The organism is Nonomuraea sediminis, from assembly GCF_018531495.1.
Lineage (GTDB): Bacteria > Actinomycetota > Actinomycetes > Streptosporangiales > Streptosporangiaceae > Nonomuraea > Nonomuraea sediminis.
In genome coordinates this window covers 550,013-565,663 of the sequence record NZ_JAHDTI010000002.1, presented here as the reverse complement: position 1 = coordinate 565,663, position 15,651 = coordinate 550,013, and the positions used below count along the sequence as shown (strand labels likewise).

Annotated in this window: 6 protein-coding genes (1 of these 6 running past the window's edge); all 6 read right to left on the bottom strand. The window is 73.0% G+C overall.

Features of this window, described 5'->3' with window-relative positions:
• Tightly spaced (each overlapping or abutting the next), the 6 genes in view from KIK09_RS10785 to KIK09_RS10760 form a layout consistent with a single transcriptional unit that may run on beyond the window.
• Nucleotides 1-885 carry the 5' end (the start) of a non-ribosomal peptide synthetase gene (locus KIK09_RS10785; RefSeq protein WP_214318588.1) on the bottom strand. It extends 2,226 nt beyond the left edge of the window, so the window shows 885 of its 3,111 coding nt (coding positions 1-885); its start codon is at nucleotides 883-885; its stop codon lies beyond the left edge, outside the window.
• Nucleotides 882-4,022: a non-ribosomal peptide synthetase gene (locus KIK09_RS10780; protein WP_214318587.1), complete on the bottom strand. Its 3,141-nt coding sequence runs from the start codon at nucleotides 4,020-4,022 to the stop codon at nucleotides 882-884. The genes KIK09_RS10785 and KIK09_RS10780 overlap by 4 nt, the downstream gene beginning before the upstream one ends.
• A complete protein-coding gene (locus KIK09_RS10775; RefSeq protein ID WP_214318586.1) occupies nucleotides 4,015-4,200 on the bottom strand; it encodes an MbtH family protein in 186 nt (61 codons plus the stop codon). The genes KIK09_RS10780 and KIK09_RS10775 overlap by 8 nt, the downstream gene beginning before the upstream one ends.
• Nucleotides 4,197-9,593 (bottom strand): type I polyketide synthase, encoded by a 5,397-nt coding sequence (locus KIK09_RS10770; protein WP_214318585.1) that lies wholly within the window; start codon nucleotides 9,591-9,593, stop codon nucleotides 4,197-4,199. The genes KIK09_RS10775 and KIK09_RS10770 overlap by 4 nt, the downstream gene beginning before the upstream one ends.
• Nucleotides 9,590-14,197: a non-ribosomal peptide synthetase gene (locus tag KIK09_RS10765; protein ID WP_214318584.1), complete on the bottom strand. Its 4,608-nt coding sequence runs from the start codon at nucleotides 14,195-14,197 to the stop codon at nucleotides 9,590-9,592. The genes KIK09_RS10770 and KIK09_RS10765 overlap by 4 nt, the downstream gene beginning before the upstream one ends.
• Entirely contained in the window at nucleotides 14,194-15,651 is a 1,458-nt protein-coding gene (locus tag KIK09_RS10760) for a thioesterase domain-containing protein (RefSeq protein ID WP_214318583.1), read from the bottom strand. Before KIK09_RS10760 ends, KIK09_RS10765 begins: the two co-directional genes overlap by 4 nt.

Below are 15,651 nucleotides of genomic sequence, written 5' to 3'. Positions count from 1 at the left end.
CGCCAGCAGGAGCTGGTAGGCGGCCAGCAGGACCATGAAGAGCGTGCCGCGCTCGTCCCTGGCCAGCTGCTCCAGGCGGGCCGTCAGTTCGGGGCCGATGCGGCGCGCGCAGTAGTCGCCACTGGGCTTGCGTACGGCCGGCCGCGGCCGATCCACAGGCAGGTCGAGCGGCTCCACCCCGTCGAGCTGGGCCCGCCAGTAGTCCAGGGACTCCTGCGACGGCTCGCGACCACGCTGCCAGACCGCGTAGTCGCGGTAGTCGACCGAGGGAGTGCCCAGCCCGGCCGCGTTCCCGGTGTAGCAGGCGACCAGCTCGGAAAAGATGATCTTGAGGGACCAGCCGTCCGCCACGAGGTGATGCAGGACCAGGCAGAGCACGTGGTCGGTGGCCGACAGCGTGATCAGGTGCACCCGCACCAGCGGGCCCGTGGCCAGGTCGAACGGCGCGTTGGTCAGCTCGGCCACGAGCGTCGTGGCGCGCGCCTCGCGTTCTGACGCGGGCAGGTCCGCGAGGTCCACCAGCACCGGATCGAGCTTCAGCGCCGGCTCGACGACCTGGACCGGGCTGCCCTCCACGGCGGGGAAGCGGGCCCGCAGCATCGGGTGCCGCGCCGCCACGGTGGTCAGCGCCCCGGCGAGGTCCCCGATGGACAGCTCACCGCGCAGCCGCTGCACCATGTACATGTTGTAGGAGGCGTCGGCGGGGTCGAGCCGCTGCAGGAACCATAGCCGCTCCTGCCCGTAGGAGAGCGGCGCCGGCGCGTCCGGGTCGCTGCGCGCGGGAATGCCGGTGGGACGCGCCTTCGGCTGCCGCTGGAGCTTGCGCTCCAGCGCCGCGCGCTGTTCCGGGCTGAGCCGGGCCAGCCGCCCTCGTACGTCACTCATCCGTCCGCGTCCTCCGCCAGGAGCTCGTCCAGCTCGACATCGCCGAGCTGGAGTTCCAGTACGGCCAGCGCGTGCTCGGCCACCGTGGTGAGCTCGAAGCAGACCCGCAGGTCCATCTCGATCCCGTACGCCTCCCGGTACCTGGTGATCAGCTGGACGGCCAGCAGCGAGTGCCCGCCGAGCGCGAAGAAGTCGTCCTCGATGCCCACCCGGTCACGGCCGAGCAGCTCGCCCCAGAGCGCGCACAGCTCCTCCTCCAGCGGCGTTTCCGGCGCGACATAGGTGGTGCCCAGATCGGTGCGGCCCGGTCCCGTGGGCGGTGGCAGTGCCCCGCGGTCGAGCTTCCCGCTCGGGCCCAGGGGGAACTCGGTCACCTGCACGAACGCCTGCGGCACCAGCGCCGGCGGCAGCCTGCGCGCCAGCCCGGTCCGCAGCTCCCGCGACAGATCCTGAGCCTCGCCCGTCCAATCCACGTAGGCCACCAGCCCGCGGCCGCCCGGCGCGTCGTCGCGCAGGGCCACGACGGCCCTGCGCACCCGGGTGTCCTCGGCGAGTGCCGCCTCGATCTCGCCCAGCTCGACTCGCCAGCCGTGCACCTTCACCTGGTCGTCGATGCGGCCGAGGAACTCCAGCTCCCCGTCGGCGCGCAGCCTGGCCAGGTCGCCGGTGGCGTACAGGCGCGCCCCCGGCGGGCCGTACGGGTCGGGGACGAAGCGCTCGGCCGTCAGCCCCGGCCGTCCCGCGTAGCCACGGGCCACCTGGACGCCGCCGATGTGCAGGTGACCGGGCACGCCGACGGGCATCGGCGCCAGGTGCTCGTCCAGGACGTGCAGGCGGCAGCCCGGCATCGGGCGGCCGATGGGGATCGCCGTCTCGCCCGGCCGGCAGGCGTGCCAGGAGACGTCGACGGCCGCCTCGGTGGGGCCGTAGAGGTTGTGCAGCTCGACGTGCGGCAACCGCTCGAAGAAGCGGGCCGCCATCCTCGGGGTCAGCTCCTCGCCGCTGCACACCACGCGCCGCAGGGACGTGCACGACTCGATGTTCGCCTCCTCCAGGAAGAGGGCGAGCATCGACGGCACGAAGTGCATCGTGGTGACCGCGTGCCGTTTGATCAGGTCGCGCTGGTGGCTGGGATCGCGGTGGCCGCCCGGCCGTACCGGGACGAGGCTGGCCCCCTGCAGCAGCGGCCAGAAGAACTCCCACACCGACACGTCGAAGCTGGTCGGGGTCTTCTGCATCACCACGTCGCCGGCCGTCAGGCCGAACGTCTCCTGCATCCAGGCCAGGCGGTTGACGATGCCGCGGTGGGTGTTGACCACGGCCTTGGGACGGCCGGTGGAGCCCGAGGTGTAGATCAGGTACGCGGCGTCGTCCGGTCCGGTCACCGGCTCGAGATCGCCGGAGTCGAGGTCGTAGTCGTCCTCCAGCAGCACCGCCTGCGCGGGCCCGCCGGGCTCCAGGTGGCGCTGGGTGAGCAGCACGTGCGCGCCGCAGTCGGAGAGCATGAACTCCAGCCGGTCCCGCGGGTATTCGGGATCCAGCGGCACGTACGCCCCGCCCGCCTTGAGGACGGCGAGGAGTGCGACGACCAGCTCGGGTGAGCGTTCCGCGCAGACCGCGACGGGCTGGCCGCGTTCGACGCCGATGTCGCGCAGCCGCCGGGCGAGCCGGTTGGCGCGGCCGTTGAGCTCGGCGTAGGTGAGCGTGACGTCGCCGAAGACGACCGCGGGAGCGTCGGGAGTCGTGGCGGCCTGGGCCTCGATCAGCGCGTGCAGGGTCCCGGGCGCGGCCTGGGGCGCGCCCGTCCCGAGGGCCAGTACCCGCTCACGCTCTTCCGCCGCGAGCAGCGGGAGCGTGGAAACCGTCCGGTCGGGGTCGGCGACGGCCGACTCGACCAGCGTCCGCAGGTTCGTCTCGAAGCGTTCGATCGTCTCCGGATCGAACAGGTCGGTGGCGTATTCCAGCCGGGTGTGCAGCCGCCCGTCGCGCATGTTGAGGTCGAGCTGGATGTCCACCTTCGCGGTGCCGTTGGCGATCTGCCCCTCGTTGGTGCCGAGGGCCAGGTTGAACATCACCTGGTAAATGGGCGGCACGCTCAGGTCCCGGGCCGGCTGCAGGTCCTCCACGAGCCGCTCGAACGGTAGCTCCTGGTGGTCGAGCGCCTCGGCCACCGTCGCCCGCACGCGGGCGGCGGCCTCGCGGAAGCTGGGCGCGCCCGACAGATCCACGCGCAGCGGCACCGCGTTGACGAACATGCCGATGACCGGCTCGGTCTCGGGCAGCAGCCGTCCCGCGATCGGCGTGCCCACCACGATGTCGTCGATCCCGGACCAGCGCGACAGCACGGCCGCGTAGGCGGTGAGCATCACCGTGAACAGCGTCGTGTTGAGGTCCTTGGCCAGCCGCTCCACGCCCGCCGACAGCTCGGGGGAGTAGGCGCCCAGCCGCATCTCACCCCGGTAGGTACGGCGAGCCGGCCGCGGCCGATCGCCCGGCAGGGCGAGGTCGGCGGGCACCCCGGCCAGCCGTTCGCGCCAGTGCGCCAGCTCGGTCTCCAGGAACTCGCCGGACAGCCTGCCGCGCTGCCACACGGCGAAGTCGGCGAACTGGATCGGCAGTTCGGGCAGCTTCGGCTCCCGGTCCTCGCCGAGCGCGTCGTAGCACTCCTCCACCTCGTTCATGAAGATCATGCAGGAGACGCCGTCGGAGATCGTGTGATCGAAGACGATGGCCAGCCGCAGATCGTTCTCGGCCAGCTTGACGTGCCTGGCACGGAACAGCGGCGCCTGCTCCATGTCGAACGGCGCGACGGCGTCCTCCCTGGCCAGGCGGGCCAGCTCCGCCTCGGCGTCGGCCCGCGGCAGGTGGGTCAGGTCCGTCTCCGTCAGCGCCGTGGGCGGCGCGTCGGGGCTGACGATCTGCACGACCTGCCCGTCCCGGAACTCGAACGTGGTGCGCAGCGCCTCGTGGCGCCGCACCACCAGATCGATTGCCCGCTCCAGCCGGCGCGGGTCCACCGGCTGCCTGGCCGCCATCGGCATGAACATCGCGATGTTGTAGACGGCCAGGTCGGGCTCGAAGCGGGAAAGGAACCACATCCGTTCCTGGCCGGAGGAGGCGGGGAAGGCATCACTCACTGTCCATCGCCTCTCGCAGGCTCTTCGGCCGCATGTCGGTCCACACCCGCTCGATGTGCTCCAGGCATTCGTCCTTGGTGCCGGAGAAGCCCTCGTCGTACCAGCCGGAGGGGTTGTCCCGGTCGGCGGGCCAGATGGAGTACTGCTCCTCGTCGTTGAGAACGACCTTGGTGCTCATGCGGAACTCCTGGGGAGGCGGGGGATCGTCGGGGTGGCGGGCCCAGCGGCGGGTTCTGCGGCGGGTTCTGTGGCGGAGGCGGCGGAGATCAGGGCCGCGACCCCGGCCACGGTCGGCTCCTCGAAGAGGCTGCGCATCGGCAGCCGCACCCCCAGCTCCTTGCGGATGAGGGCGATGAGCTGGACCGCGATGAGCGAGTTGCCGCCCAGCTCGAAGAAGTCGTCGTCGACGCCGATGTGGTCGCCGCCGAGCACCTCGCCCCACAGGCGGGCGATCGTGGCCTCGGCATCGTTGCGCGGGGCGACGTAACCCTCGGCGGGCGCCTTGTCCTGCCGGTCGGCGACCGCTGCCGGATCGAGTTCGGTCTCCACGGTCTCCTGGGTCAGCGAGCCGACGCCGGCCAGGAGCTCGGCCACCGTACTGGCCGCCACCACGACCTGGGGGCCGAGCGGGGCGGCGAGCAGCCGGCGCAGGGAGACGGCCCCGTCGGCGGGCCTGATCCCGGCCGCGTCGTCGGCCGGGGAAGCCGGGGAAGCCGGGGAAGGGGCGGCGCGCTGGGAGTCGGCGCTGGCGACCACCCCGGTGATCACGGCGTCGGTGTCGATCCGCCGCAGGACGTAGTCGAAGACCTGCACCAGCACCGTGCCGTCGGGCGCGATCAACGTGACGTCGACGACCAGCACCTCGTCGGTGTCGGTGCTGGTGACGCGCAGGTGGCTCCAGAACGCCTCGGGCAGGCTCCCGCGCACGGTGATGCGGCCGTAGCCGAGCGGCAGGTAGTGGCCCTCGACCTGGATCCAGCTGAAGGTGGTGGCGGCGTCGAGCAGCGCCGGGTGCAGTCCCCAGCGGTCGAGGTCGGCCAGCAGCGCGTCGTTGGCCTCGAACAGGCCGAGCGCCTCCTGCTGTCCGGTGTACGTGGTGGTCAGGGTCCTGCTCCAGTGCTCGCCCAGCGTGAGCAGGCCCGACAGCGGTACGCTGCCCTGCCCGTCCGCCGTGGGCGCGCAGCGATCCATGATCGCGCGCAGGTTCACCCGGTCGGCCGGTGGCGGGTTCACCTTGGCCGCCGTGCCTCTGGCGTGCGTACGGTGCGACCCGGCGATGATGCTCTGCACCTGGAACTCCGCGCCGTCGGCCTCCGGGGTGAAGACCACCCGCACCTCGGCGGTCGCCCCGTCGGCCACCGACAGCGGCTCGACGAACACCACGTCACGCATCTCGACGAACCCGCTGCCGGGCAGCACCGCCTCGGCGGCCGTCCTGGCCAGCTCGAGGTGGCCGGTGCCCGGCAGCACCGGCACGTCGGCGATACGGTGCTCGTCCAGCACCCAGTGCGTGCCCGGCGAGAGCGTGCCGCTGCACCAGTCGAGGCCGTTGCCTCCCTCCCCGGCGTGCCGCGCGTTGAGGATCGGGTGGTCCATCGCCTTGATCCGGTCGCCGCGCTGCAACGCGACGAACCCGGCGGGGGCCGCGGTCTCGGCCGCCATGCCGACTTCCAGCCACCTGCCCCAGTTGACGCTGACGAGCTGGGCGGCGTTCCAGCCCCGTCCGGCGCGGGCGTGCGCGTCGAGGAAGTTGTTGGCCGCGCAGTAGTCGATCTGCCCGAACCCGCCGGCCACCGCGGTGATCGACGAGCAGAGCACTACGGCCTCCAGCTCGAGGTCGCCGAAGGCCTCCTGGAGCGCCAGCGTGCCGAGCACCTTGGGGCGGAGCACGGCCTCGGCCGCCTCCCGCTCCTTGATCTGGGCCATGCCGCCGCCGGGCAGGCCGGCCGCGTGCACGAGCACGTCGACCCGGCCGAAGGCGGCGAGCGTCTCGTCCCTGACCCGGCGCATGTCGGCCGGATCCGTCACGTCGGCCGCGAGGGTCAGCACCCGCGCCCCGGCGGCCTCCATCCGGCGGATCGCCTCGGCGGCACGCGCCTCGCGGGCCGAGCGCGGCGGGCCGTCGGGCAGCCCGCTCCTGGACAGCAGCACGAGGTTGACGCGGGCGCGTTCGGCCAGGTCCTCGGCCAGCGAGATGCCGATGCCGCCCAGACCGCCGGTGATCACGTACACCTGGCCGTCGCGCGGCTCACCCGGCTCGCTCGCCACCTCCACCTGCTCGTATCCGAGCAGCCACCGCTTCCCGCCGCGCAGCGCGACCGGGGCCAGCAGCCCCGCCTCGCCGGGCTCCGCCTCGCGGCCCAGCTCGGCGGCGACAGCGCGAACCGCGTCCCGGTCCTGCGCGTCGATGTGGCGGATCCGCAGCCACGGCGTCTCCAGCGGGACGACCCGGGCGAAGGCGGCAAGCGTGGCGTGCTCCGGCCTGGTCAGATCGCCGCCGACCACGTCCATCGTGCCGGCGGTGATCAGGTCGAGCTGCACGCCTCCCGCAGGCTGGGCCGCGGACAGGGCCTGCACGAGGGCCAGGACGCCGAAGAACCCGCGGTCCTGGGCCGCCCAGGTGTCCTCGCCGCCGGTGAGGGCCCAGGCGTGGACGATCCGCTCGGGAATCTCGCCGACCGCTTCGAGCAGCGCGTCGTAGTCCTCCCGTACGGCCGGCCGTACCGTGAAATATCCGTCGAAAGCGCCGAACGCGTGGCCCGGCCGCACCTCGATGGCCCCGGAACCGCACAGCCCCGCCGAGTCCTCGTCCACGAAGGCCAGGCAGCGCGTGATCGGCGCCGCTACAGCAGGACGGGCGGGTGCCTGGTGCCAGACGGGCACGCCGTACCACCGCTCGGGCGGCAACGGTCCGTCGGCCTGCTGCGGGCGGGCGGTGCCGCTGGTGAAGGCGCCCTGCGGGTCGGGGTCGATCCAGGTGCGCTGCCGCTCCCACGGGTAGCTCGGCAGGGAGATCCGGTAGCCGGGGGCGCCGAAGTCGTTCAGCTCGATGCCGTGAACCCAGAGCGTGCCCACGGCCTGCGAGAAGACCGCGACGTCACCGGCCCGGTCGCGCGGGCCGGGCAGGGACGGCAGCGGAGCGATCGCGCTGGTGGGCAACTGGGTGGCGGCCAGACCGGACAATTGCCGTCCCGGCCCGCACTCGATCATGATCCACTCGCCGTCGGCCAGGAGCGTCGAGACGCAGTCGCCGAAGCGGACCGGTTCGCGCACGTGCCTGGCCCAGTAGGAGGGGTCGGTGGCCTCGGCGGCGGTGATCCAGGTGCCGGTCACGTTGGACAGGAACGGCAGGCTCGGCGCCGACAGCTCGGTGGCCGCGACCAGCTCGCGGAACTCGCCGAGCATCGGCTCCATCATCGCCGAGTGGAAGGCGTGCGAGGTGCGCAGCGGCGTGCAGCCGATGCCCTCCTCCTCCAGCATCTCGGCCAGCTCCCTGACCGAGTCGGACGGGCCTGACACCACGCAGGTGCCGGGGCCGTTGATCGTGGCCACCGAGACGCCGTCGGGCAGCATCGGCGCGATCTCGTCGGGCATGAGCTGCACGGCCAGCATCGAGCCGGGCGGCAGGTCCTGGATCAGCCGCCCGCGCGCGGCGACCAGCCGCAACGCGTCCGGCAGCGTGAAGACGCCGGCGATGGTGGCCGCCGCGTACTCGCCGATGCTGTGGCCGATCATCGCGGCCGGTTCGACGCCCAGCGAGAGCCAGAGCCGGGCCAGCGCGTACTCGACGGTGAACAGGGCGGGCTGGGTGAGCGAGGTCTGCCGCAGCCGCTCGTCCGCCTCCTCGCCGGTGGCGAAGATCTGCTCGCGCACGTCGAGGATCTCGGCGCACTCGTCGATGGCCTCGCGGAAGACGGGCTCGTTCTCGTACAGCTGCGCCGCCATGCCGCCGTACTGCGAGCCCTGGCCGGAGAAGAGGAAGGCCACCTGCGGCGCGCGCTTCGGCTTGGCGCCGGCGACGGTCCGCTTCTGGTCGGACAGCGCCGCCACCGCGTCGGTGGGTGAGGTGGCGACGACCGTGGCCCGGTGCTTGAGCTCGCGGCGGCCCACGCGCAGCGTGAAGGCCACGTCGGCCAGGTCCGTCTCGGGGTGCGCGGCCAGGTGCGCCGCCAGCCGTTCCCGCGCGGCGGCCAGTGCCGACTCCGTCCTGGCCGACAGCTTCAGCAGGTGCGCGGGCCGCTCGCGGTGAAGCGGCGGGCGCGGCGGCGCCTCCTCCAGTACGGCATGCGCGTTCGTGCCGCCGATGCCGAACGAGCTGACCCCGGCCCGCCGCGGGAAGCCGTTGCGCTCCCACTTCGTCGGCGAGGAGACGACGTAGAACGGGCTCGCCGGGAAGTCGATCTTCGGGTTGGGGCTCGTGTAGTGCAGCGTCGGCGGGATCAGCTGGTTCTCCAGCGCCAGCACCGTCTTGATCACGCTGGGGACGCCGGCCGACTGGCCGAGGTGGCCGATGTTGCTCTTGACCGAGCCGATGCCGCACCACTGGGTGTCGGCCGTGTCCTGCGCGAACACGCTGGACAGCGCGGCCACCTCGATCGGGTCGCCGAGCGCCGTGCCGGTGCCGTGCGCCTCGACGTAGGTGACCGTACGGGGATCCACGCCGCCCACGCCCAGCGCCTGCGCGATGACCGCGGCCTGCCCGTCCAGGCTCGGCGCGGAGAAGCCCACCTTGCCGGCGCCGTCGTTGTTGATCGCGTTGCCCAGGACGACCGCGCGGATGTTGTCGCGGTCCTCGATCGCCTCCGACAGCCGCTTCAGCACCAGGACGCCGCCGCCGCTGCCCCAGATCGTGCCGCCGGCGCCGGCGTCGAAGGATCGGGTGTGCCCGTCGGGCGAGACGATGCCGTCCTGGTCGTAGATGTAACCCTCGCCCTGCGGCAGGTCCAGCATGGCCGTGCCGGCCAGCGCCATGTCGCACTCGCCGTTGCGCAGCGCCTCGCACGCGATGTGCAGGGCCACCAGCGCCGTGGAGCACGCGGTGTGCACGGTGTAGCTGGGGCCGCGCAGGTCGAGTTTGTAGGAGGTGAGGGTCGCGCAGTAGTCGACGTGGTTGCCCACCATGATCGCGAGCCAGCCGGCGTTCTTCTGCGCCTTGGCGTTGCTGCGGATGTTGCGCCACTGGTAGTTGTCAGACCCGGTCCCGGCGTAGACCCCGATCTCGCCCGGATAGCGGAACGGGTCGTAGCCCGCGTCCTCCAGCGCCGTGTGCGACAGCTCCAGGAACATCCGGTGCTGCGGGTCGCGGACCTCGGCCTCCCTGATCGACATGCCGAAGAATGCCGCGTCGAAGCCCTCGTAGTCGTCCAGCACCATGGCGGCCGGCACGAAGTTCGGGTCGGCAAGCAGGCTCTCCGCCGTGCCCCGCGCCCGTTGCTCCTTCAGTGTGTAGGTGGTCAGCGACTCGACGCCGTCGGCGAGGTTGCGCCAGAACTGCTGCGCGTCACCCGCTCCCGGGACCCGGCACGACAAGCCGATGATCGCGATCGGCTCAACCGTGGGCTCGTCCGTCATGGGGTAGTCCCTTTCCCGTTGCGGTTCCTCAACCTGTCTCGCCGTACGGCCAGACGGCGCGCGGCCCGGTCCAGCCCCGGGCTGCCGCCCCCGCCGTCGAGGTGCGCGGCGAGCGCCTTGATCGTGGGATGCCTGAACAGCTCCACGATCGGGATCTCGCGTCCAGTCGCCGCCTTCAGCCGCGCCTGTACGGCGGCCATCGCCAGCGAGTGGCCGCCGATCTCGAAGAAGTTGTCGTCGGGGCCGAGCCGCGGCACGCCCAGCACGGCATGCCATACCTGGGCGACCGTCTTCTGCGTGGGACCGTCGAGCCGGCCGTTCGCCTGCGGTTGCTCGACCGGCCGCCCGCGCAGCGCGGCGCGGTCCACCTTGCCGTTGGGCGTCAGCGGCAGCGCGGGCAGCGCCACCACCTCGGTGGGTACGGCGTGCTCGGGCAGCACGCGGCGCAGTTCCTCCAGCACCCGGTGCGCCGCCAGCCCGGGCCGGGCGGGCACTACGTAGCCGGTGAGCGTGCCGCCCTCGACCCTGGCTGCGGCGGCCCGCACGTCCTGGCAGGCGGCGAGCGCCGCTTCCACCTCGCCCAGTTCGACCCGGAAGCCGCGCACCTTCACCTGGTCGTCGGCGCGCCCCGCGGGGGTGATCGTGCCGTCGGGGTTGAGGCGCCCGAGGTCGCCGGTGCGGAACCGGTCGCCGTCGAAGCGCTCGCGGGTCAGCGCCGGATCCAGGTAGCCAGTGGCGAGGTGGCGGCTGCGGACGACCACCTCGCCGAGCTCGCCCACCCTGGCCCGCCTGCCGTCCGGCGCCACCACGATGATCTCGCTGCCCTCGACGGGCCGCCCGATCGGCACGATCTCCGGGTACGGCTCGGCGAGCTCGTGCCACGCGTGCACCTGCGGCGTCTCGGTCGTGCCGTAGCAGGCGACGAGCCGGGCATGAGGGAGGAGCGCGCGCAGCCTGCGGGCCTCCGCGCCGGTCAAGCGGTCGCCGCCCACGCCGGCCAGCCGTACGTCGGGCAGCGTGACAGCCGTGCCTGCCAGCATCGCCGCGAGCTGTGGCGTCAGGTGCAGGACGGTGATCGCGTGCTCGCGCAGCCAGCCGGCGAGCTTGGCGGGATCGCGGGTCAGCTCCTGATCGGGCACGAACAGCTCCGCGCCCGCCGCGGCGGGCACGAATATGTCGCGCAGCGCAGGATCGTGGGCCAGCCCCGACAGCAGCGCGAACCGGTCCTCCGCCACGATGCCGAAATGCCGGATATACCAGGAGATGAAATGGGCCAGCGGCCTTTCCTCGGTGACGACCGGTTTGGGATCGCCCGTGGTCCCCGAGGTCATCGAGAGGTATCCGGAACCCGGCAGGCGCGCGGTGCCGTCGCGCAGCACGATCTCGCCGTCCCGGATGACCGCCCGGGCTCCCGCGGCGGCGATCTGCCTGTCCTGCACGGCCGGTGGATAGGCGGAGTCGATCACCACCCACCTCGCTCCCGCCGCCAGCACGCCGAGCAGGGCCCCCGGCAGGTCCGGCACCCGGGACGCGACGACGGCCACCACGTCCCCCGCCTCGACACCCTTGTCACGCAGCGCCGCCTCCGTCTGCCGTCGCGTCCGCGCGTACGCGTCGCCGACCAGCTCCAGCAGTCCAGGCCCGTCCCACCCCGGCAGCTCCGCCTCGGGGAGCTCCGGGGCCGGTTGCCCGGTCAGCAGCTCGTCGAGCAGCTCGACGTAGCCGTCGACCAGCGCCGCCATGCGCTCGGCCGTATAGAGGTCGGGGTTGTAGACCAGGTCGAGCGCGTAACCGTCGCGCTGCTCGCTCACGTACATGGTCAGGTCGAACAGCGCCCCCGGCAGCCCGGGCCGCAACGTCTCGCTCACGCAACCGGCCAGCTCCAGCCGGGCCTCCGCGAAGTTGTACATGTTGAACATGACCTGCGTGATCGGGTTGCGGCTCAGGTCGCGCGGCAGCCGCAGCGACTCAAGCAGCTGCCCGAGCGGCACGTCCCGGTGCCTGATCGCCGCGCCCAGCTCGGCCGCGCACGCCGTCACCTGCTCCGCGAAGTCTCCTCGCGGGCGCAGCCGCAGCGGCAGGACCTGCACGCACATCCCCACCAGCGACTCGAACGCCACGTGCGGCCTGTCCGCGTACGCGGCCCCCACCACCAGGTCGTCACGACCCGACAGCCCGGACAGCTGCCGGCCGAAGGCCGCGAGCAGCACCGCGTACGGCGTGGTCCCCAGCCGCGCGGCCAGCTCGGCCACCCGCTTGCCCAGTGTCGCGTCCAGCTCGCCCCGGCAGGAGGCGCCGTGAAAGGTCTGCGCGGGCGGCCTGGCCGCATCCCTCGGCAGATCCAGCACCATCGGGGCATCGCGCAGGTGCTCCCGCCACCAGCTCAGCAGCTGGCTGTCGCTGTGCGCGCGCAGCCAGCCCACGTAGTCGGCGAAGCCGTGCTCGGGCGCCTCGACCTGCTCGCCGCGGTAGGCGGCGGTCAGGGTCCGGTAGAGCACGTCCTGCGACCAGCCGTCGAACACCAGATGGTGCGCGGTCAGGCAGAGCACGTGCTCGTCCGGGGCGAGCCGGATGAGCCGCGCCCGCAGCAGCGGTCCGGCGGCCAGGTCGAAGCGTGCCCGCGCCTCCGCCTGCAGCGCCACGGGCAGTTCAGCTGGGGACAGGTCGTCGATCGGCAGCGGCACCTCGCCCGGCGGCGCGACCGTCACCTCGGGGATCCCGTCGCGCGCGCCCACCCGCCAGCGCAACGCCTCGTGGACCGTCACCACGGCCGTGAGCGCGCGCTGGAGCGCGGCGACATCGAGCGGGCCGCGGATCCGCTCGGCCATCGCGATGTTGTGCGCGGCGGACTCCGGCGCCAGCTGCTCGACGAACCACATCCGGCGCTGGGCGGGGGAGAGCGCGGCAGGGCTCCGGGTGGGCGGCACGGCAGCGGTCACCCGCGGCGCGCGCTCCACCAGTTCGCGCAGCTCGCCGTAGGTCCTGCGCGCGTACACGTCCTCGACCGACACCGCCCGGCCCAGCTCCGCGCGCACCGCGGCCACCAGCCGCATCGCCCGCAGCGAGTGCCCGCCGCGCTCGAAGAAGTCGTCCCCGTCGTCCGGGGTGGGCGCCTCAAGCACCCGCGTCCAGATCCCGGCCAGCCCGGTCCCCGTTCCCTGCTCCCGCCGGGAGTGCGTCCTGAGCGTGGCGAGGTCGACCTTGCCCGAGGCGTTCAGCGGCAGGAGGGCCAGCCGTACCAGCCGGGTCGGCAGCATGTACGGCGGAAGCCGTACCGCGAGATCCTCGCGCAGCTCGGCCAGGTCGGGCGCGTCCTCGGGTGTCACGTAGGCCACCAGCTCGCCCGCGAAGTCCACCACCGCCTGCAGCACCCGGGGATGGGCGCGCAGTGTCGACTCCACCTCGCCGATCTCCACCCGCTGCCCCTGGACCTTCACCTGGCGGTCGAGGCGGCCCATGAACGCGATCTGGCCGTCCTCCTGCCACGCCACGCGATCGCCGGTCCGGTACAACCGCGCGCCCGGCTCCGCCGAGAACGGGTCGGGCACGAACCGCTCGGCCGTCAGCCCCGGCCTGCCCACGTACCCGCGGCTGATCTGCGGCCCGCCGATGCACAGCTCGCCGGGCACGCCCGGCGGGCACTCGTTCAGGTCCTCGTCGAGGATGTGCGCCCGGCAGCCGCGCAGCGGCCGCCCGATCGGCAGCGGCCGCTCCCACACACCCTCGAACTGGCCGCCCACCACGGTGACGGTCGACTCGGTCGGGCCGTACCAGTTGTGGAAGCGCGCGTGCGCCGACCACCGGGCCACCTGCTCGGGCCCGGGCGGCTCGCCCGCCGTCATCACGTCCTGCAGGTACGGCAGGCGGCCCGGCTCCACCAGCGGGAGCACCGCGGGCGGCAGGAACCCGTAGGTGACGTCGTGCTCCTCCAGGAAGCGCTGCAACCGGGCCGGATCCACGCGGTCCTCGTCCGGCACCAGTTGCACGCAGCCGCCGGAGGCCAGCGGGACCAGCATGTCGAACACCGAGGCGTCGAAGCCCAGCGCGGAGAAGGCGAAGGAGCGGCAGCTCGCGTCCAGCGCGAAGTGCGCGACCGTCGAGGTGACGAAGGCGACCACGTTGGCGTGGCTCACGACCACACCCTTGGGCCGCCCGGTGGAACCGGAGGTGTAGATCACGTGCGCGGCGTTTCCTGGAACGGCGCGGTTCGGCGGCGCGGCTCGGTGGGGCTGGTCCGCGTGCACGAGCGCGCGCCCGCAGCCCTCCAGCAGCTCCGCGCCGCGCTCGTCGACGACGACCACCTCGACCCCGGCGTCGTCGAGCACCTCCTCCAGCCGCTTGCGCGGATGCCCCAGATCCAGCGGCAGCCACGCCCCGCCCGCGAGCTGGATGCCGAGCACCGCCACCGGCATCAGCGGGGTACGGCGGCTGCACACGCCCACCCGGCTCTCCGGCCCGACGCCGAGCTCCTGGAGCCGCGCCGCCAGCGCCCCCGCCCGCTCGACCAGCTGGGCGTAGGTCAGCACGCTGTCCCACTGCCGGACCGCCGGGGCGTCCGGAGTCCTCGCGGCCTGGGCCGTGATCAAACTGCTGAGGAGCGTCATCCTGCGGCCTCCACGCCCTGCCGTACCAGCCGGCCTTGCCGTACCGTCTCGAAACGCAGCAAAAACCGCGGCTCGCGGACGGCGATCGCGGCGATCGCCCGGCCCAGCGGCAGGTGCGTCACCCGCCACTCCGCCAGCCGCGCCACCTCGGGCGCCGTCTCCGGCACCCACGTCGCGCCCGGACGCTGCCCGGCGAACCCGAACAGCGCCGGATCCACCCGCAGCCCGTCACCGGTCGCCTTCAGCACCGCTTCCTTCGCCGTCCATGTGCGCAGTGCGCTGTGCAACCGCAGCTCCTCCGGCAGTGCGGCGAACTCGTCGCGCTCCCGCTCGTCCAGCGCGCCCTCGAAGAAGGCCTGCTCGTTGGCCAGCGGGCGGAAGCGCTCCAGGTCGGCGCCCACCTCCCGGTCCGTCGCGAGCGCGACGAGCACCTGCCCGCCCGACTGGCTGAGGCTGTAGGTGAGCTCGGTCCCGGTGTGCGGCTTGCCGCCCGGCCGGGTGCGCAGCTCGCCGACGCCCGGCTCGACCCCGTACTCCCTGAGCAGCCGCCGCAGCAGCACCGACCTGCCGACGAACCAGCGCCGGTGCTCCTCCTGCCGGAACCTGGCCGCCCGCGCGGCCTCCCTGGGCGACAGCTCGCCGACGGCCGCGCACAGCTCAGGCAGTCCGGCGAGGTCGGCCAGCCACACGTGCACCTCGTCCGCGGCTGGTCGCTGCTCGGGCCCCATCGTGATCGTCCGCGCCACCTGGTCGCCGTGCGTGGCGAGGAAGAGGTGCGCGGCGTCGAGCGTGTGCAGGCGGAAGGTCGAGGAGGTGTGGCGGGCCCAGCCGAGCATCGCGGGGTGGGTGACCTCGCGGTCATGAGCGCCGGCGAAGGCGACGATGGGGATGTCGAGCGGCTCCTGCCTGGTGAAGCGGTAGTGGCGCAGCCATTCCATGTCCGTCCGCAGCGCGGGGATGAGCAGCGCTTTGACCTCGGGCTGCGTCCGTAACTCCGCGGGCGCGCCCAGCCGGTGGATCAGCTCCTCGACCAGATCCTCGTCGCCCAGGCCCGTCCACCGTCCCAGCGTCTCCTGGCGCTCCGGCGGGTGCGCGGCGCCGACGTAGAGGCATTCGGGCGCCGGCACGCCCAGCCGCCGCAGCTCGCGTACCACCTCGAAGGCGACCCGGCCGCCCATGCTGTGCCCGTAGATCGAGTACGGCGTGCGGTGGTGGGCGGCGATGGACCGTGCGATCAGCTCCGGGGAGAGGGCCCCGGGTTGAGCAACCCGGCCTTCACGGCCGGGGAGCATCACCACCCGTACATCGAAGACTCCGTCGAACGCCTGCCTCCACGCCCAGAAGGCGGAGACGTCACCACCGGCGTAGGGGAGGCAGAACAGGAGCGGAGCGCCGGGCGGGTATCGCGTCAGCGAGGCGAACGGTGTCTCTGGTAACAGATGGTCCTCTCGCAT

Coding starts and splice junctions, on each gene's coding strand:
- KIK09_RS10775 (WP_214318586.1), bottom strand. CDS start 4,200: ATGAGCACCAAGGTCGTTCTCAACGACGAGGAGCAGTACTCCATCTGG.
- KIK09_RS10760 (WP_214318583.1), bottom strand. CDS start 15,651: ATGCGAGAGGACCATCTGTTACCAGAGACACCGTTCGCCTCGCTGACG.
- KIK09_RS10765 (WP_214318584.1), bottom strand. CDS start 14,197: ATGACGCTCCTCAGCAGTTTGATCACGGCCCAGGCCGCGAGGACTCCG.
- KIK09_RS10770 (WP_214318585.1), bottom strand. CDS start 9,593: ATGACGGACGAGCCCACGGTTGAGCCGATCGCGATCATCGGCTTGTCG.